Origin of the sequence: Streptomyces sp. NPDC042638 (genome assembly GCF_040647235.1) — a bacterium.
In the GTDB taxonomy this organism is placed as follows: domain Bacteria; phylum Actinomycetota; class Actinomycetes; order Streptomycetales; family Streptomycetaceae; genus Streptomyces; species Streptomyces rameus.
Genome location: NZ_JBEZBT010000008.1, coordinates 18,385 through 35,625 on the forward strand (window position 1 = coordinate 18,385; position 17,241 = coordinate 35,625).

Consider the following 17,241-nt stretch of genomic DNA (forward strand, 5'->3'; position numbering starts at 1 on the left):
GGGCGGCCGGGCCGGGGGGGCTGGTGAGCCGGGGCGGATGTGCCGGGTCGGCTGGTCGGTCGGGCTGAGGCGGAAGGCCTGGTGGGCTGGGCCGGGTCGGCGGGGTTGGCCGGGTTGCCAGGCCGGGGGGAAAGGCCCGGTGGACCGGCGGGCCGATGGGCCGATGGGCCCGGCCGGGGCGGGGCGGAAGGGGCCGGTGGGTCGGTCGACCCGGCTGGGTGGCCCGAGCCGATGCCCCCGCCGAAGCCGCCCGCCCTGCCCGCTCCGGCGGGGCGGCCGGGCTGGGCGGGCCGGCTGGGGCGGCCGGGCCGGGGGGCCTGGTGAGCCGGGCCGGATGTGCCGGGTCGGCTGGTCGGTCGGGCTGAGTGGAAGGCCTGGCGGGCTGGGCCAGGTCGGTCGGTCGGGTCAGTGGCCGGGTCGGCGGGGTTGGCCGGGTGGGTCAGGCCGGGGGGAAAGGCCCGGCGGGCCGATGGGCCCGGCCGGGGCGGGGCGGAAGGGGCCGGTGGGTCGGTCGACCCGGCTGGGTGGCCCGAGCCGATGCCCCCGCCGAAGCCGCCCGCCCTGCCCGCTCCGGCGAGGCACCCAGGCTGGGCCGGCCGGGCCGGGGCTGATGGGCCTGGTGGGCTGGGGCGGATGTGCAGGTCGGCCGGGCTGGGTGGGTTGGGCCGGGGCGGATGGGCCGGTGGGCCGGTCGGCTGGGGTGGGGGGAGACGGGGGCGTTGGCCGGGGGGCCGGTGGCGGGCCTGGTGCCGTCGGCGGAGGGTGTGAAACGTGCGCCCACCCTCTGGCCGGCCGGGCTGGAGGGTGGGCGGGTGGGGCGGGGCCGTTTTACAGGGCCACGAGTTTGACCACGCCGAAGGCCAGCGCGGCGACCAGCGCTGCCGCCGGCATCGTGATGAACCAGCCCAGCACGATGTTCTTGGCCACGCCCCAGCGGACGGCGTTGACCCGCTTCGTCGCGCCCACGCCCATGATCGCCGAGGTGATGACATGGGTCGTGGAGATCGGCGCCTTGAAGATGAACGCGGTCGTGAACATGATCGACGCGCCCGTCGCCTCCGCCGCGAACCCCTGCGGCGGGTCCAGCTCGATGATCTTGCGGCCCAGCGTCCGCATGATCCGCCAGCCACCGGCGTACGTGCCCAGCGACAGCATCACCGCACAGACGATCTTGACCCAGACCGGGATCGGGTCGCCGAACGTCTCGTGGCCGGAAATGACCAGTGCCAGCACCACGACACCCATCGTCTTCTGGGCGTCCTGCAGGCCGTGGCCCAGGGCCATGCCCGCCGCCGAGACGGTCTGGGCGATCCGGAAGCCGCGCTTGGCCTTGTGCGGGTTGGACCGGCGGAACATCCACATGATCGCCGTCATGACCAGGTAGCCGACGACCAGGCCGACGAGCGGCGACAGGAACATCGGGATGACGATCTTGTCCAGGACGCCGTTCCAGAGCACGTCCGTACCGCCCGCCAGAGCCGCGCCGACCATGCCGCCGAACAGGGCGTGGGAGGAGGAGGACGGCAGACCGAAGTACCAGGTGGCGAGGTTCCAGACGATCGCGCCGATCAGCGCCGCGAAGAGGATCCCCAGTCCCGTGGAGCCCTTCGGCGTCTCGATCAGTCCCTCGCTGACGGTCTTGGCGACACCGGAGCCCAGGAAGGCACCGGCCAGGTTCATCACGGCGGCCATGGCGAGGGCCGCCCGCGGGGTCAGCGCCCGCGTCGACACCGACGTCGCGATCGCGTTCGCCGAGTCGTGGAAACCGTTGGTGTAGGTGAAGAAAAGCGCGACCGCGATGGTCAGGATCAGGGCGAAGGTGTCCATCGACGCCTCAGGACTCCTTGACGGCGATGGTCTCCACCGTGTTCGCCACGTGCTCGAACGCGTCCGCCGCCTCTTCCAGGACGTCCACGATCTGCTTGAGCTTCAGCACCTCGATCGCGTCGTACTTGCCGTTGAAGAGGTGGGCGAGCAGCTTGCGGTGGATCTGGTCGGCCTGGTTCTCCAGCCGGTTGACCTCGATCCAGTACTCGGTGAGGTTGTCCAGGGTGCGGAGGTTCGGCATGGCCTCCGCCGTCAGCTCGGCAGCCCGGGCCAGGACCTCGATCTGCTGCTCGACCCCCTTGGGCAGTTCCTCGACGTTGTAGAGGACGACCAGGTCGACGGCCTCCTCCATGAAGTCCATGATGTCGTCCAGGGAGCCGGCGAGGGTGTAGATGTCCTCCCGGTCGAACGGCGTGATGAACGAGGAGTTCAGCTGGTGGAAGATCGCGTGCGTGGCGTCGTCACCCGCGTGTTCCGCGGCCCGCATACGCTCTGCGATCTCGGCCCGGGCAGACGCGTCCGCCCCGAGCAGTTCCATCAGGAGTTTCGAGCCGGTGACGATGTTGTCCGCGGACGCGGCGAACATGTCGTAGAAGCTCGTCTCCCTGGGGGTCAGACGAAAGCGCACGTGGGGTCCTCGGGGTGCTTCGGTTTCGGTCAGGCTGATGCTAGGCGCATCATCCGGCCACGGCTAATGGGCCGCATCCCAGTGTCGCCCATCGGGCAGAGTGATCAGCACGGGGGCGTACCAAGGGCTCCTTACCCCGCGAAGTCGGTTACCATATACCCTGTAGGGGTATGGACATCTCTTGTCCGAGGCTCGTCCCGAGACGGAGGCCCGCGATGACGACGACCGAGGCCGGCGCCACGCACGGCTACCACAAGCAGAAGGACGAGCACCTCAAGCGGCTGCGCCGCATCGAGGGGCAGATCCGCGGGCTGCAGCGGATGGTGGACGAGGACACCTACTGCATCGACATACTCACGCAGGTCTCCGCCTCCACCAAGGCCCTGCAGTCCTTCGCGCTCCAGCTGCTGGAGGAGCACCTGCGGCACTGCGTCGCGGACGCGGCCGTCAAGGGCGGTGACGAGATCGACGCGAAGGTGGACGAGGCGACGAAGGCGATCGGCCGGCTGCTGCGCACCTGAGCGGAGCGCGCCTCAGTCCCGGTTCCGCTCCTCGGCGACCCGCAGTACCGCGTCGATGCTCTCCAGGCTGAGCCGGTCCTCCGCGGCCGAGGCCGCGATGATCAGCTCTCCGCACAGCTCGATCTCGGCGAGGGCCACGTGGTCCTGAACCGCCGTGCCGCCGACCGGAGCCACCCGCCTCACCTCTTCTCTGCCGCCGCCCGCTTCCTAGGGTAGGCAGCGGCCCACACACCGCGCATGGCACGGACGGGCTACTTACGGGAGGGCGTCCCGGACTAGTTGGCCGGATTCAGGCGCCGTCCCCGGGTCTCGTCGTCGCACCGTCCGCGGGGCCGTCCTCCGCGATCCGGCCCGCGTAGATGTCCGCCGGGTCCGGCAGCCGGACGTCCACGGGCGTGCCGAAGGCGTAGAGCAGCAGGGTCGAGGCGACCGCCACGCTCGCCCGCTGCCGTCCGTTGACGAAGCTGAAGCGCTGCCGGAGCTTGCGGATGCGGCCCTGGTCGTCCAGGTAGGCGTCGAACGGCACGACGGCCGTGGCGAACCCCTTCGCCGCCGCGGCCAGCGACGCCCTGTTCCCGGCCGACGCGTACCGGGCCGCACGTCCCAGGTCGGCGGTGCCCCGGTAGTGCCGCACCGGCGTCCCGGCGACCTCGGTCCGGCCGACGAAGGCCGCCTCCCGCGTCCCGCGCAGCATCTCCGCCGCCGCGTACGGGTCGGTCGCGCCGCCGGTGACCAGGTTGCCGTCGGACAGCGTGGCGGTCTCCACCCGCACCCACTTGTCGGCGGGCACGCCCGCGCCCCGGTTCTTCATGAAGAGGGCGCCCGGGGCGAGGAGTTCGGTGATGGGCCGGTGCCCGGCGGTGCCCGCCGGGTCCTCGGGCAGCATCACGGTGAGCCGGCCGAGGCGGTGCCGGTAGTCGTAGACGCCCCTGCCGCGGATGGTGACCCGGGTGCCGCCGGTGGCCATCTCCATCGAGGTGGTGGCCTTGGAGCTGCCCGCGTCCCGCAGCGCGTCGCCGGCCCGGTGCAGGACGGTGACGGGGTCGCCCCCGCCCTTGACGTCCTCGGCGGCGGCCCCGGTGCCGGTACAGCCCGTGGCGGCCGTCCCGAGGCCGAGGAGGATGCCCACCGCGGCGACCGTGCTGCCCGCGCGTCTGTGCTGCCGCCGATCCATCGCCTGTCTACCCCCAGCCGGTGTGTCCGTCACGGGCCCTCGTTGTCCGGTTAACGACGGGTAGGGGGCCCCGTCACGCGCCGCCGGGGAGGGCGGAAGCCGCAGGGAACCTTTTCCCGCGGGCTGGGTAACGTTGCCAGGGTGGCAGTCACCTCCGCGCAGCACGACGGGCCGGAACACACCCGCTCAGGGCCGGAACACCTAACGAGAACCGACGAACAGGGCCGCTTCTGCGTGGCCCGGTGCAGCTGCGGCTGGCGCGGTCCGGCCCGCCGGGCCCGCAGTCAGGCCCGTACGGACGCGGAGGGGCACATGACGGGCCTGTGACGGCACCCGGTCCGGGAGCCGGCCGGTGAACGGACCGCGCCGGGCCCGGTCGCGAGGGCTCAGCCCTGCCGTTCCCGCAGGCCCGACGGCCGGCCGAGGGCGTCCACCAGGTCCCGGTCGCGGGGCTGGGTGAGCCGGGACCGGGCCGCGGCCGGGGAGAGCCACAGGATGCGGTCCACCTCGGCGTTCGGCGTGAAGTGGCCGGAAACCGCCTCCGCGGCCCAGTAGCGCACCCGCTTCGGCCGCCCGGCCGCCGCATAGTGCACGGTGGGCAGCTCGCCGTCGGGCTCGGCCGTGTACCCGGTCTCCTCCGTGACCTCGCGCAGGGCGCCGGCGAGAGGGTCCTCACCCCGCTTGAGCTTGCCCTTGGGGTGGGACCAGTCGTCGTACTTGGGCCGGTGGACCAGGCAGATCTCCAGGTCACCGGAGACGGGGGAGCGGCGCCACAGCACACAGCCGGCCGCCTGGACCACGGTGTCGTTCACACCGCCTCCTCGTGGGGTTCGGGGCGCGTCAGGGCACGTCGACGGGCTGCCTCTGCCACGCCTGCTGGAACGCGAACCGGGCCGCCTCGACCTCGTGCCGCTGGTCGGCGTGGAGCACGCCGAGCGCGTACGCGGTGGCCGGGGTGATCCGGGGGGTACGGGCCGCCTGGGCCGCCGCCGCTGCCGCCTCCGAGGCGTCCCGGTGCCGGTTCAGCGCCTGCCCCGCCGACAGCAGCCGTACGTCCAGCGGGGCCTCGCCGCCGTGCAGCACCTCACGGGCGTACCGGTGCAGGCGCAGCAGCAGGCGGACCTGGTGCCAGGGGCCGTCCTGCGGGTGCGGGGACGGGTCCGGGGACAGGCCGTGGACCAGCGCCTCCGCGTTGTAGGGGTGGCCGGCGGTGATCAGCGGGAGCGCGGCGACGGCATCGGTGAGGCGTTCCTCGGCCGCGGCGGCGAAGGGGTGCAGGCCGGTCGCGGGAGCGGCGGGGGTGAGGGCGACCTCGCTGGCGAGTACGGCGACCCGGTCGGCCACGGCGTGGAAGCGGGAGGAGCCGAGGGCCTGCAGCGCCGTGGAGTGGGCCCGCGTCCGGGCCAGGGTCAGCTGCCGCTCCAGCAGGGCGCCGGCCTTCGCCGCGCCCACGGTGAGGCTGCCGCGCTCCGCGGGGGCCGGGCCGGCGGGGCCGCCGGTGTGCTCCGGCGCCGCTGTCACGGCGCTCGCCCCGGCGGTCCGGCCGCCCGCGGTCAGGGCGTCGACCGTCTGGGCCGGGAGCGCCGAGGCCCCCGACAGCCTGTGCAGTGCCAGCAACAGCCGTTCCAGGCGCGCCTCGTAGGCGTGCTCAAGTCCCAAGGTGCCTGACAGCCAGGCCAGTTCGGGGCGCATCTCCTCCGACCAGCCGGGGTCGAGGAGGGGGCGGAACGTGTGCAGGCTGCCGCTGATGCGGCGGGCCGAGCGGCGCAGGGCGCGCGCCGCGTCGACGGACTCCTCCGCGCCGACCGCCGCCGCGTAGCCGCGTGCGGGGCCGCCCGTGCCGTTGCCGCCCCTCTCCCGGTGCAGGCGCAGGGCGCGCAGGAACTCCGTGGCCTGGGCGCGCAGGTAGCCCGCGAGGGCGTCTCCCGTCACCGCCTCGGCCGTGGGGTCCGTCGGGTCAAGGTGTTGCTGTGCCACGCCGGCGCCTCCGGGCGTCTATGAGCATCTCCTGGATGTTGCGCAGGGGTTGGCCGTCCGCGTCGGTCGCGTGCCGCGTCCACTCGCCGTCCGGGCCGAGGTGCCAGGAGGCTGTGGTGTCGGACATGCCGGTGTCCAGCAGCCGGTTGAGGGCTGCGCGGTGGCCTGGGTCGACGACCCGGACCAGGGCCTCTATCCGGCGGTCGAGGTTGCGGTGCATCATGTCGGCGCTGCCGATCCACACCTCGGGTTCGCCGCCGTTGCCGAAGGCGAACACCCGCGAGTGTTCGAGGAAGCGGCCGAGGATCGAGCGGACCCGGATGTTCTCCGACAGGCCGGCGACACCGGGGCGGACGGCGCAGATGCCGCGCACCCAGATGTCGACCGGCACGCCCGCCTGGGAGGCCCGGTAGAGGGCGTCGATGACCGCTTCGTCGACCATCGAGTTGACCTTGATGCGGACGAAGGCCGGACGCCCCGCACGGTGGTGCTGGACCTCCTTGTCGATCCTGGCTATCAGCCCGTCCCGCAGGGACTTGGGGGCGACGAGGAGCCGGCGGTAGGTCTCCCGGCGCGAATAGCCGGACAGCCGGTTGAAGAGGTCGGAGAGGTCCGCGCCGACCTGCGGGTCCGCGGTGAGCAGGCCGAGGTCCTCGTACAGCCGGGCCGTCTTCGGGTGGTAGTTGCCGGTGCCGACGTGGCTGTAGCGGCGCAGGGTCTCGCCCTCCTGGCGGACCACCAGGGACAGCTTGCAGTGCGTCTTCAGCCCGACCAGGCCGTAGACGACGTGACAGCCGGCCTCCTCCAGCTTGCGCGCCCACTTGATGTTGGCGTGCTCGTCGAAGCGGGCCTTGATCTCGACCAGGACGAGGACCTGCTTGCCGGACTCGGCGGCGTCGATGAGCGCGTCGACGATCGGGGAGTCGCCCGAGGTGCGGTAGAGGGTCTGCTTGATCGCGAGGACGTCCGGGTCGGCCGCCGCCTGCTCCAGGAACGCCTGCACGGAGGTGGAGAAGCTGTCGTACGGGTGGTGCAGGAGCACGTCACGGGCGCGCAGGGCCGCGAAGATGTCGGGCGCGGACGCCGACTCGACCTCGGCGAGGTCGCGGTGGGTGCCGGCGATGAACTTCGGGTACTTCAGCTCCGGCCGGTCGAGGCCGTGGATGCGGAAGAGACCGGTGAGGTCCAGCGGGCCGGGCAGCGGGTAGACCTCGGCCTCCGAGATCTTCAGCTCGCGGACCAGCAGGTCCAGCACCTCGCGGTCGATGGACTCCTCGACCTCCAGGCGCACCGGCGGCCCGAAGCGGCGCCGCATCAGCTCCTTCTCCAGGGCCTGGAGGAGGTTCTCGGCGTCGTCCTCCTCGACCTCCAGGTCCTCGTTGCGGGTGATCCGGAAGGCGTGGTGCTCCAGGATCTCCATGCCCGGGAACAGCTCTTCCAGGTGGTTGGGGGCCGCGATGACGTCCTCGATGGGGACGTAGCGGCCCGGGGAGGCCTCCAGGAAGCGGGTCAGCAGCGGCGGCACCTTCACCCGCGCGAAGTGCTTGTGGCCGCTGACCGGGTTGCGTACGACGACGGCCAGGTTCAGCGAGAGGCCGGAGATGTACGGGAAGGGGTGGGCCGGGTCGACGGCCAGCGGGGTGAGCACCGGGAAGATCTGGTGCCGGAAGAGCGTGAAGAGCCGTGCCTGCTCCTTGTCGGTCAGCTCGCTCCAGCGGACCAGGTGGATGCCCTCCTCCGCGAGGGCGGGGGCGACGTCCTCGTGGTAGCAGGCGGCGTGCCGGGCCATCAGCTCGCGGGAGCGGGCCCAGATCATCTCCAGCACCTCGCGGGGCTGCAGGCCGGAGGCGGAGCGGGTGGCGACACCGGTGGCGATACGGCGCTTCAGGCCGGCCACCCGGACCATGAAGAACTCGTCCAGGTTGCTGGCGAAGATCGCGAGGAAGTTCGCGCGCTCCAGCAGGGGCGTGTTCGGGTCCTCGGCCAGTTCCAGGACCCGCTCGTTGAAGGCGAGCCAGCTGCGCTCCCGGTCGAGGAAGCGGCCCTGTGGCAGGGCGCCCTCGGCCTGGGTCTCCTCGAACGTGTCGAGGTCCGCGTCGAGGTCGGGTTCCAGGTCGGAGACGGTGGCGGCGACGGCGTGCTGCCGGTGCGCGGCGATGGAGCCCACGGAGGGCTGCGGGTGCTGGGCCTCTGCTGCCTGGGTGTCTTGCTGACTCATGAACCCATTCTTCCGCGCGACGGGCGCCATGGGCGCGTCGGAACGTGCGGGTGGGAGCTTCATGGTCCCGTTCCCCGCGGCGGGCCCCTCGGGGGGCGGCGAAGGCTCTGGCACGGCGGGCTTCATTGGCCGAGCGTCGCAAGCCTGCCTGAATCAATGGTTACGGCGACATGACGTGTGGGATAGCGGGGAGCGGCTCGACGGGGTTCCCGGGTGCGAAAAACACCGGCCCGGTACGTCCCTCCCCCCTGTCGGGGGACGTACCGGGCCGGTGTCGGCCCCGGTGTTCAGGCGGTCAGGCGGCGCAGGACGCCGTACGCGGCGGCCACGGCGGCCCCGGTGAGGACCAGGACCATGCCGGTGGCGGCCAGGTGCAGGGGCCAGAAACCGGTCAGCGGGCCGCGCAGCGGCTGCCACAACTCGCGCAGGTACAGCCGCAGGACCACGGTGGCCGCGCAGGCGACGGCGAGCGCGGGGAGCGACCGGCGCAGGACCAGGCCGGCCAGGGCGCCCGCGGCCAGGGCGAACAGCACGAGCGCGGGCAGCAGCGGGCCGCGCGGGACGAAGACGCGGTCCCAGGTCCAGTTGGTGACCAGGACGTCCTGGTCGGCGGTCCAGGTCAGGCCGAAGGCCAGGGCGAGCACCGAGGCGCCGGTGAGCAGCGGCAGCGCGGCGGCGACCAGTTTCGCGGTCAGCCAGCGCACCGGTGTGACGGCCTGCGTCCAGACCAGCGACGCGGTTCCGGACTCCAGTTCGCGGCCGATCAGCGCGGCGCCGGCCCAGGCGGCCACCGCGCAGGGGGCGTAGCAGAGGACCTCGCCGAGGAAGTTCATGACGTTGTCGGTGTCGGTGAACGCGGTGTAGGTGCACCAGCCGCCGGGCCGCCGGCAGGCCCGGTCCCGGGGCGCGGCGGAGTAGTGGACCCGGAGCAGTTCACCGGCCGTGAGGAGGACGAAGGCGGTCCAGGCCAGCAGGGCCGGGCGGTGCAGCCGCAGCAGGGTGCGGCGGGTGGCCGGGCGGTCGGGGGCGAGGACGGTCATACGGCGGCCTCCACGGCCCGGACGGCGCCCGTGGCGCGGCGCAGCGCCAGGAAGGAGCCGAACACCAGCAGCCCGGTGACGGCCACGATCAGCGCGCAGGTGGTGAGCTGGAGCGGCCAGTAGTGGGAGGAGGGGTGGTAGGTGATCCAGCGGCCGGTGATGTCGGCGTACGCGGCCCGGCACGCGGCTTCGCTGCCGCAGGCCGGGACCGGTACGCGGGCGCCGGAGCGGGTCACCACGCCCTGGGCGACGCCGAGGCCGTCACCCCCAAGGCCCTGGTCCGTCGTGGAGACGTGGGTGACCGCGGGCCACAGGTGCGGCAGGGCGAACTCGAGCGCGGCCCGCAGGCACGTGATGACCACCATGGCGACGACGAGGGCGGGCAGCGTACGGCGCAGCACCAGGCCCGCGAGCGCGCCGAGCGCGAGTCCGGCGAGGGCCAGGGCGACGGTGGTGGGGCCGTTGGCGTAGAAGGTGAACCGGTCGTACCAGTCCTTGGCGCTGTCGATGCGGCCCTCGCCCGCGCGCCAGGCGAGGCGGTGCAGCCAGAACAGCGCGGCGGACCCCGCCACAACGGCGACCGCCGGCACGGCCAGCCGGACCGCCAGCCAGCGCGCCGGTGAGGTGCCCTGCGTCCAGGCGAGCCGGGCGGTGCCGGACTCCAGTTCCCGGCCGACGAGCGCGGCGCCCGCCCAGCCGGCCACCAGCATGGGCAGCGCGTTCAGGGCCGTGGTGGCGTAGTTGGCGTAGTCCTTGTACCGGAGGATGGCCGCCTGGTCGTAGGAGCACCTGGCCGGGCCCGCGCAGGCGTGGTACTGCCGCCAGCCCTCGGCGGCGGCGTCGGCGAGCGGGCCGCGCAGGCCGAGCAGCAGGGCGGCCAGCGCGAGCACCAGGCCCGTCCAGGCGTACAGCGCGGGCCGGTGCAGGCGCAGCACCCACCGGGTCAGCCGGGGTGTGCCGGCGGCCCGGGGGACGGCGGTGCCGGTCAGGGCGGCGGTCACGCGGCACTCTCCTCGGTCAGGGCGGGCGCGCCGGGGTTGCGCAGGTGGGCGAGGACCAGCTCCTCCAGGGAGGGCGCCGCGGTGCGCAGGCCGCCGGGGAGCGGTCCGGCCGGGCGGACCAGCGCGGTGAGCTGGCGGCCGGTGATCCGGGACTCCACCACCGTGTGCGCGCCGAGGTCGGCGGAGTCGGCGGCGCCGGCCACCCGCAGGTGGGCGGCGAGCAGCTCGTCTATCTCGCCGGCCAGCCGGATCCGGCCGCCGCCGACCAGCAGCAGGTGGTCGCAGGAGTCCTCCAGCTCGGCGACGACGTGCGAGGACATCATGATGGTGGTGCCGTACTGGGCGGCCTGCGCCATCAGCGTGCCCATCAGCTCGTGCCGGGCCAGCGGGTCGAGGTCGGCCATCGGCTCGTCCAGGAGCAGCAGGCCGGGCCGTTTGCCGAGGGCGAGGGCGAGCGCGACCCGGGTGCGCTGGCCCCCGGAGAGGGAGCGGACGCGGGCCTTGCCGTCCAGGCCGCCGCCCGCGACGACCTGCTCCGCGACGGCCGGGTCCCAGTGGCCGGGGTTCAGGTCGGCCCCCATGCGCAGTGTCTCGGCGATGGTGAGCTGCGGGTACAGCGGCTTGTCCTGGGCGACGAAGCCGACCCGGGGGCGGGCCGCGGCCGGGGTGGTGCCGAGGACGGTCAGGCTGCCCTCGGTGGGCGAGGTGAGCCCGGCGGCCAGGGCCAGCAGGGTGGACTTGCCGGCGCCGTTGGGGCCGACGACGGCGCACACGCGTCCGGCGGGCAGCCGGAACGAGCAGTCCCGCAGTGCCCATCCCCCACGGCGGCCGAACCGTTTCCCCAGAGCGTCGGCCCTCAACGCCGTGTCGCTGCTCATGACGGGTCTCCCTGGAAGTGCTTGTCGAGTACGGCAGTGAAGAGTGCGGACACGTCGTCCCGCTCCAGACCGGCGGCGCGGGCGCGCAGCGCCCACTCCTCCAGTTCCGTGCGCAGCGGGGAGTCGGCGGGGGTGGCGCCCAGGGACCGGCGGACGAAGGTGCCGAGTCCGCGCCGCGCCTCCACCAGGCCCTCGCGCTCCAGCTCGCGGTACGCCTTCAGCACGGTGTTGGGGTTGATGGCGGTCGCCTCCACCACCTCGCGCGCCGTGGGCAGCCGGTCACCCGGCTCCAGCAGGCCGAGCCGGAGGGCCTGTTTGGTCTGCTGGACGATCTGCACATAGGTGGCCACGCCGCTGTGCCGGTCGATGCGGTACTCGACCATCGGTACAACCACCCTTTCACTAATTGAGTAGTGAAAGGGTGGTGCAAAAGAGAGGCGGCCGTCAACACGGCCGCCCCTCACGTCCGGGTATGTCAGGTTTCGGTGCGGTACATCAGGTCCGTCTCGTGGACGCTGAAGCCCAGCCGCTCGTACACCGCCACCGCCGCCTTGTTGTCGGCGTCGACGTAGAGCATCGCGGTCGGCAGCTGCTGGGCGGCCAGGTGGCGCAGCCCGATGGTGGTGAGCGCCTTGCCGAGCCCGCCGCCCTGCTCGCCGGGCCGCACGCCGAGGACGTACACCTCGCCGAGGCCCTCCTCGGCGTGCACCTTGGTCCAGTGGAAGCCGATCAGCTCCCCGCGCCGCTCGGCGAGGAAGAACCCGGCCGGGTCGAACCACGCCTCGGCCTTGCGGTCGTCCAGGTCCCGCTGGGTGAGCGAGCCCTGCTCCGGGTGGTGGGCGAAGGCGGCGGCGTTCACCGCGAGCCAGGCGGCGTCGTCCTTGCCGGGCACGAAGGCGCGCACGCTCACGCCCTCCGGCAGCACCGGCTCGGGCAGCTCCAGGTCCGCCAACGGCCGCCGCATCTGGCGCAGTTCGCGGAACAGGGTCAGACCGAGCACCTGGGCGAGATGCCGGGCGGCCGGATGTCCGCCGTGCGCCCACACCCGCAGCCGCTTGCCGGAGGCGGCGAGCAGGGCCGAGCCGAGCGCCCGGCCGTGCCCGTGTCCGCGCTGCGCGGGGTGCACGACCAGCTCCGCGGCCGGTGCCTCGACCGGGTCGGTGTCCTCCAGCTGGGCGTACCCGGCGAGTTCGTCCTCGACCGTCAGCAGCAGGTGCGAGACGCCCTCGCGGGATCCGCCGCGCAGTTGCAGCCGGCCCTGCTCGGACACCGGTTGCTGCCCGTCGATCCGGGCGGCCTCGCCGAGCAGGCGCAGGACGGCCTCGGCCTGGTCCGGGGTGAGCGCGGAGTGGGTCTCGATGGAGCGGGCGGGGAAGCCCCGTACGGTGTCGTCGCTGCTCATGCGTACGAGGGTACGGGGCGGCCGGGGTGAAGTCCCGGCATACCGGCCGCAAAGGAATCGCCAAAGGGAAACCATGATGTAACCCTGAACCCCCTGTCGCGCTACGCGCGTTGACCCTAGGCTGCGCCGAGCCACACAGCCGACCCACAGGGGGGTTCTCCATGCCAGCCGCGCCCCGGCGCACCAGACGCCGTACCCATGGCCTCCTCGCTGCCGCAGCCGGCCTCGCCACGGCGGCGGCGCTGACCGCCGCCCTCCCGGCGGACGCGCACGAGAGCGACCACGGGCACCGTCCGGGCCGCTACCAGGACGTCCAGCTGCTCTCCTTCAACGACCTGCACGGCAACCTGGAGCCGCCGTCCGGCTCTTCCGGCCGGGTCACCGAGCTCCAGCCGGACGGCACGACGAAGACGATCGACGCGGGCGGTGTCGAGTACCTGGCCACCCACCTCCGCCGGGCCCGCGAGGGCCACCCGTACTCGATCACCGCGGCCGGCGGCGACATGGTCGGCGCCTCCCCGCTGCTGTCGGGTCTGTTCCACGACGAGCCCACCGTCGAGGCGCTCAACAAGCTGGACCTGGACGTCACCTCGGTCGGCAACCACGAGTTCGACGAGGGCGCCCGGGAGCTGGCCCGTCTGCAGAACGGCGGCTGCCACCCGACGGACGGCTGCTACGCGGGCAAGAGGTTCAAGGGCGCCGACTTCCCGTACCTCGCGGCGAACGTCCTGGACGAGAAGACGAAGAAGCCGATCCTGAAGCCGTACTGGGTCTGGAGGAAGGACGGCGTCAGGATCGGCTTCATCGGCGTCACGCTCGAGGGCACCCCGGGCATCGTCTCCGCCGACGGAGTCAAGGGCCTGACCTTCAAGGACGAGGCCGAGACCATCAACAAGTACGCCAAGGTGCTCCAGCGCCAGGGCGTGCAGTCGATCGTGGCCCTGATCCACGAGGGCGGCTACCCGGCCTCCGGCTCCTACAACTACGACTGTGACTCCGCGGGCGCGGGCAGCGGCATCTCCGGCCCGATCGTGGACATCGCCAGGAACGTCACGCCCGCGGTGGACGCCCTGGTCACCGGCCACACCCACAACGCGTACGTCTGCACGGTCCCGGACCCCTCCGGCCGGCCCCGCATGGTCACCTCGGCGGCCTCCTTCGGCCGGCTGTACACCGACACCACGCTGACCTACGACCGCTACACCGGCGACATCGCCCGGACGGCCGTGAAGTCCGCGAACCGCGTGGTCACCCGGGACGTCCCGAAGGCGCCGGACATGACCGACCTGATCGCCAGGTGGAACACCCTGGCCGCCCCGATCGGCAACCGCGCCATCGGCTACATCTCCGCCGACGTCAACAACACCGGCACCGAGTCCCCGATGGGCGACCTGATCGCCGACGCCCAGCTCGCCCACGGCCGGGAACTGGACCCGAGGACCAGCCTGGCCCTGATGAACCCGGGCGGGGTCCGGGCCGGCCTGACCTACGCGGCCAAGGGCGCCGAGGGCGACGGCGTGGTCACCTACGCCGAGGGCTTCACGGTCCAGCCGTTCGCCAACACCGTGAACCTCCAGGACTTCACCGGCGCCGAGCTGGTCCAGGTGCTCAAGGAGCAGGTCAGCGGTGCCAACGCGGCGGCGCCGAAGATCCTCCAGCCGTCCGCCGGGCTCACCTACACCCTGGACCTCACCCAGTCCGGTGCGGACCGCGTGGTCACCGGCTCCATCCGGCTGAACGGCGCCCCGATCGACCCGGCGGCCACCTACCGGGTCGCCACCAACAGCTTCCTCGCGGGCGGCGGCGACGGCTTCCCGACGCTGGGCCGGGGCACGAACGACCTGGTCGGCGCGGACGACCTGACGGCCCTGGAGAAGTACCTGACGGCGAACTCGTCGGCCACGAACCCGATCGCCCCGCCGAAGGCCGACCGGATCACCGTCGTGCGGTAGAAGACCGGCAGCAGAACCGGTGTGAACACCTCCGCGGTCCCGGGATACCCCTGAGAACTCCTCTCAGGGGTATCCCGGCAGGCCGTCGGCCCCGGGCCCCGGTGCCGGCACGCGAGGACACGATGACCCTGCGCCGCCGGCGGCCTCAGCCTTTCTTGTGCCGGTCGAACCAGATGGTGGCGGCCGTCGGGGCCAGCCCCGCCCAGAAGACGATCTGCGGAACCGTCCGGTCCGTCCACGGCAGCTGGGTGAGGAGCAGCGCGCAGAGCATGGCCCAGGCGGCCTGACCGAGCACGATCCGGGGCCAGCGGCGGCGCCGGATCAGGGAGCGGATGTTGTACTGGACGCCCTTGCGCAGCCGCCGGAAGCGCAGCAGCGCGCCCACCGCCCAGAGGGCGGCGAACGGGGCCAGCGTCCACAGCCGTTGGCCGACGGGCACCGGCAGGTCGCGCTGGGCGTGGCCGTCGGTGGCGAAGAGATCGAGCATGACCCCGGCGAGCGCCACGCACAGCAGGGCGAGCCAGCGCACCCCGCGCAGCAGCCGGTACGAGGCGTCGTCCAGGCCCTGCCGCAGCTGTGCCGAGTCCGGGGTGACGGCGAGGGCGTCGGCGTACAGCGTGGCGGACTCGGCGGCCTTCACGCCCGGTGCGGCGGCGGCCTCCCGGGTGCGCCGGGCCAGGGCCTGCGGGTGGTTCGGGTCGAGCCGCAGGATGGCCTCGTCCATCTCGGCGGCGACGGCCCGGTCACCCGACAGGGAGGCGATGCTCCAGCGCACCTCGTACGGGAACACCTCCTCGGGCGCCAGCCGGACGGCCTCGCGGGCCAGTTCGTCCGACTCCCGGAGGAAGGAGACCATGGCCTCCCGGGTGACCTCGCCACCGTTCGCCTGCCCGAAGCGCAGCGCCCGGATGCGGTACAGCCAGGAGCCGAGCTGCGCGTACCCGGCCCAGTTGTCGGGGTCCAGCCGGATGACCTCCCGCAGGATCTCCTCGGTGTCCACGAGCCGGCCGGTGGCCTGCAGGGCGAAGGCACGCTGCATGAGGGCGTCCGTGTCGTGCGGAGCGAGCGCGAGCGCCCGGTCCGTCGCCTCCAGCGCCCGGTCCGCCTCGCCCTCCACCCGCAGATGGCAGCGGGCGAGCCGGACCCAGGCGCGGACGTCCTCCGGGGCCTCGGCGAGCCGCTGCGCGAGCAGCGTCTTCGCCTCGTCGTACCGGCCCAGTGCGTACAGGGCGTCTGCCCGCTCCAGGGCGGGGGGCAGTCCGGTGCTCACAGTTTCCGCCGCTTCTTCAGGTAGGTGATCAGGTCGTCGTACGTCCCGCCCTCGTTGGCGAACATCGCCACGTTCCGGGCGGCGGCGAACCACGGCTCGGCCGACGGTACGACCTCTTTCGCGGCGGCCAGCAGGTCCTTCATGGTGATCAGGCGCACCGTGCCGGTCCGGGCGGAGTCGAGGAGGGCACGCTCGGCGGCGGCCTCGCAGACATGGGCCAGGTCGGCCCCGGAGAGCCCGTCGGTGGCCTTGGCGAGCCTGGGCAGGTCGATGTTCTCGATGGGCCGGTCGCGCAGGTGGTACCGGAGGATCGCCTCGCGGGCCGGTGCGTCGGGCGGCAGCACGAGCAGGGTGCGGTCCAGCCGCCCGGGCCGCCGCAGGGCGTTGTCCACGTCCCAGGGAACGTTGGTGGCGGCGAGGACGAACACCCCTTCGTTGGCGGCGGAGTCGATGCCGTCCAGCTCGGTCAGGAGCTGGTTGACGGTGTTGCGCATCCCGCTGTGCGCGGTACGGCTGCGCTTGGCGCCGAGCGCGTCCAGCTCGTCCAGGAAGACCACGCAGGGTGCCTGCCGGCGGGCGGTCTGGAAGATCTCGTGCATGTTGCGCTCGGAGTTGCCGATCCACATGTCGAGCACGTCGTTGACCGACACGGACAGGAAGGAGGCGCCGAGTTCCCCGGCGACGGCCCGCGCGATGAACGTCTTGCCGCATCCGGGCGGTCCGTACAGCAGCAGCCCGCCCCGCAGGCTCTTCCCGTACAGCTTCCGCAACTCGGGATTGCGCAGCGGTGCGAGAAAGGCGGCCTCCAGCCGCTCCTTGACCTCCCGCATCCCGCCGACGTCGGCGAGCCGCACGGCACCGGGCTTGTCGACGTCCCACGCACCGGCGTCCCCGGGGTCTCCCTCCCCGTCGGCCCGCATCGGGACCTCGACGAACCGGGGCGGTACGACGTCCCCGACCTGATCCTCCGCGGCCTGCCAGTCGAACCGGGGCCGGCCACCGGACACCGTCGCCCGCGGCTCGTCGGGCACCTGACGGCTCTCCGGGACCGGCGCCTGCCGAACGTCCTGGACCGGTGTCTGCGGGGGCACCCCCATGGCCCGGACCATGAGCTGCCGGGCCTGCTCGTCCCCGGGCGCGTGCTGCAGGGCGACGGCCACCTCGGCGACGGCCGCCTCGGGCCGACCGGTGTTCAGGAGCAGTTCGGCCAGGTGCAGTCGGAGTGGCACGTCGGCGGGCGCGGCGGCAACCGCCGTACGCAGACTGTGTATCAGCGGTGAGTCTTCCGGCATGGCGCTCACCCTACGGAACCGGCCCGGGGCAGGACGCGGCAGGCGTCCGGTCCCCCGTCCG

General features: G+C 73.1%; 17 protein-coding genes. 3 read left to right on the forward strand and 14 right to left on the reverse strand.

The window, feature by feature from the left end:
* Positions 1-828: 828 nt before the first annotated feature.
* A complete protein-coding gene (locus AB0B40_RS09365) occupies positions 829-1,827 on the reverse strand; it encodes an inorganic phosphate transporter (RefSeq protein WP_345059091.1) in 999 nt (332 codons plus the stop codon).
* 7 nt (positions 1,828-1,834) lie between these two features.
* Positions 1,835-2,455: a DUF47 family protein gene (locus AB0B40_RS09370; RefSeq protein ID WP_116150267.1), complete on the reverse strand. Its 621-nt coding sequence runs from the start codon at positions 2,453-2,455 to the stop codon at positions 1,835-1,837.
* 215 nt (positions 2,456-2,670) lie between these two features.
* Between AB0B40_RS09370 and AB0B40_RS09375 the strand changes: the two genes are divergently transcribed.
* Positions 2,671-2,976, forward strand: a complete 306-nt coding sequence (locus AB0B40_RS09375) for a metal-sensitive transcriptional regulator (RefSeq protein ID WP_345059085.1) — start codon at positions 2,671-2,673, stop codon at positions 2,974-2,976.
* Positions 2,977-2,988: 12 nt separating this feature from the next.
* On the opposite strand, the gene AB0B40_RS09380 is transcribed toward AB0B40_RS09375, so the two are convergent.
* Together AB0B40_RS09380 and AB0B40_RS09385 are read right to left on the reverse strand one after the other, a co-directional pair.
* Positions 2,989-3,150, reverse strand: a complete 162-nt coding sequence (locus AB0B40_RS09380; RefSeq protein WP_345059083.1) for a hypothetical protein — start codon at positions 3,148-3,150, stop codon at positions 2,989-2,991.
* A gap of 115 nt (positions 3,151-3,265) precedes the next feature.
* Positions 3,266-4,150, reverse strand: a complete 885-nt coding sequence (locus AB0B40_RS09385; RefSeq protein ID WP_345059081.1) for a hypothetical protein — start codon at positions 4,148-4,150, stop codon at positions 3,266-3,268.
* Between the two features lie 141 nt (positions 4,151-4,291).
* On the opposite strand from AB0B40_RS09385, the gene AB0B40_RS09390 reads away from it, so the two are divergent.
* The gene (locus AB0B40_RS09390; RefSeq protein WP_345059079.1) at positions 4,292-4,477 is read left to right on the forward strand and encodes a hypothetical protein; all 186 of its coding nucleotides are present in this window, start codon (positions 4,292-4,294) and stop codon (positions 4,475-4,477) included.
* Between the two features lie 59 nt (positions 4,478-4,536).
* Here the strand turns inward: AB0B40_RS09390 and AB0B40_RS09395 are convergent, their stop codons facing one another.
* From AB0B40_RS09395 to mshD, 8 genes are all read right to left on the reverse strand, one after another.
* Positions 4,537-4,962 (reverse strand): NUDIX hydrolase, encoded by a 426-nt coding sequence (locus tag AB0B40_RS09395; RefSeq protein WP_362263622.1) that lies wholly within the window; start codon positions 4,960-4,962, stop codon positions 4,537-4,539.
* A 28-nt stretch (positions 4,963-4,990) separates the two neighbouring features.
* Positions 4,991-6,127: a CHAD domain-containing protein gene (locus AB0B40_RS09400; protein WP_345059075.1), complete on the reverse strand. Its 1,137-nt coding sequence runs from the start codon at positions 6,125-6,127 to the stop codon at positions 4,991-4,993.
* Entirely contained in the window at positions 6,108-8,471 is a 2,364-nt protein-coding gene (locus AB0B40_RS09405; RefSeq protein WP_362263623.1) for an RNA degradosome polyphosphate kinase, read from the reverse strand. The genes AB0B40_RS09400 and AB0B40_RS09405 overlap by 20 nt, the downstream gene beginning before the upstream one ends.
* Positions 8,472-8,632: 161 nt before the next feature.
* The gene (locus AB0B40_RS09410; RefSeq protein ID WP_362263624.1) at positions 8,633-9,385 is read right to left on the reverse strand and encodes a hypothetical protein; all 753 of its coding nucleotides are present in this window, start codon (positions 9,383-9,385) and stop codon (positions 8,633-8,635) included.
* Positions 9,382-10,386, reverse strand: coding sequence for an ABC transporter permease (locus AB0B40_RS09415; protein WP_362263625.1), 1,005 nt, complete (start codon positions 10,384-10,386; stop codon positions 9,382-9,384). The genes AB0B40_RS09410 and AB0B40_RS09415 overlap by 4 nt, the downstream gene beginning before the upstream one ends.
* Positions 10,383-11,264, reverse strand: a complete 882-nt coding sequence (locus AB0B40_RS09420; protein WP_362263626.1) for an ABC transporter ATP-binding protein — start codon at positions 11,262-11,264, stop codon at positions 10,383-10,385. Before AB0B40_RS09420 ends, AB0B40_RS09415 begins: the two co-directional genes overlap by 4 nt.
* Positions 11,261-11,647: a GntR family transcriptional regulator gene (locus AB0B40_RS09425; protein ID WP_345059065.1), complete on the reverse strand. Its 387-nt coding sequence runs from the start codon at positions 11,645-11,647 to the stop codon at positions 11,261-11,263. Before AB0B40_RS09425 ends, AB0B40_RS09420 begins: the two co-directional genes overlap by 4 nt.
* Positions 11,648-11,739: 92 nt before the next feature.
* On the reverse strand, positions 11,740-12,666 hold the full coding sequence (mshD, locus tag AB0B40_RS09430) for a mycothiol synthase (RefSeq protein WP_345059063.1): 927 nt from the start codon (positions 12,664-12,666) through the stop codon (positions 11,740-11,742).
* 161 nt (positions 12,667-12,827) lie between these two features.
* On the opposite strand from mshD, the gene AB0B40_RS09435 reads away from it, so the two are divergent.
* Positions 12,828-14,618 carry a bifunctional metallophosphatase/5'-nucleotidase gene (locus tag AB0B40_RS09435; protein ID WP_345059061.1) on the forward strand — a complete coding sequence of 597 codons (1,791 nt, stop codon included), beginning with the start codon at positions 12,828-12,830 and terminating at the stop codon, positions 14,616-14,618.
* A gap of 145 nt (positions 14,619-14,763) precedes the next feature.
* Here AB0B40_RS09435 and AB0B40_RS09440 read toward each other — a convergent pair whose 3' ends face one another.
* Positions 14,764-15,888 carry a tetratricopeptide repeat protein gene (locus AB0B40_RS09440; RefSeq protein WP_345059059.1) on the reverse strand — a complete coding sequence of 375 codons (1,125 nt, stop codon included), beginning with the start codon at positions 15,886-15,888 and terminating at the stop codon, positions 14,764-14,766.
* Positions 15,885-17,180 carry an ATP-binding protein gene (locus AB0B40_RS09445; RefSeq protein ID WP_362263627.1) on the reverse strand — a complete coding sequence of 432 codons (1,296 nt, stop codon included), beginning with the start codon at positions 17,178-17,180 and terminating at the stop codon, positions 15,885-15,887. The genes AB0B40_RS09440 and AB0B40_RS09445 overlap by 4 nt, the downstream gene beginning before the upstream one ends.
* Between the last annotated feature and the right edge of the window lie 61 nt (positions 17,181-17,241).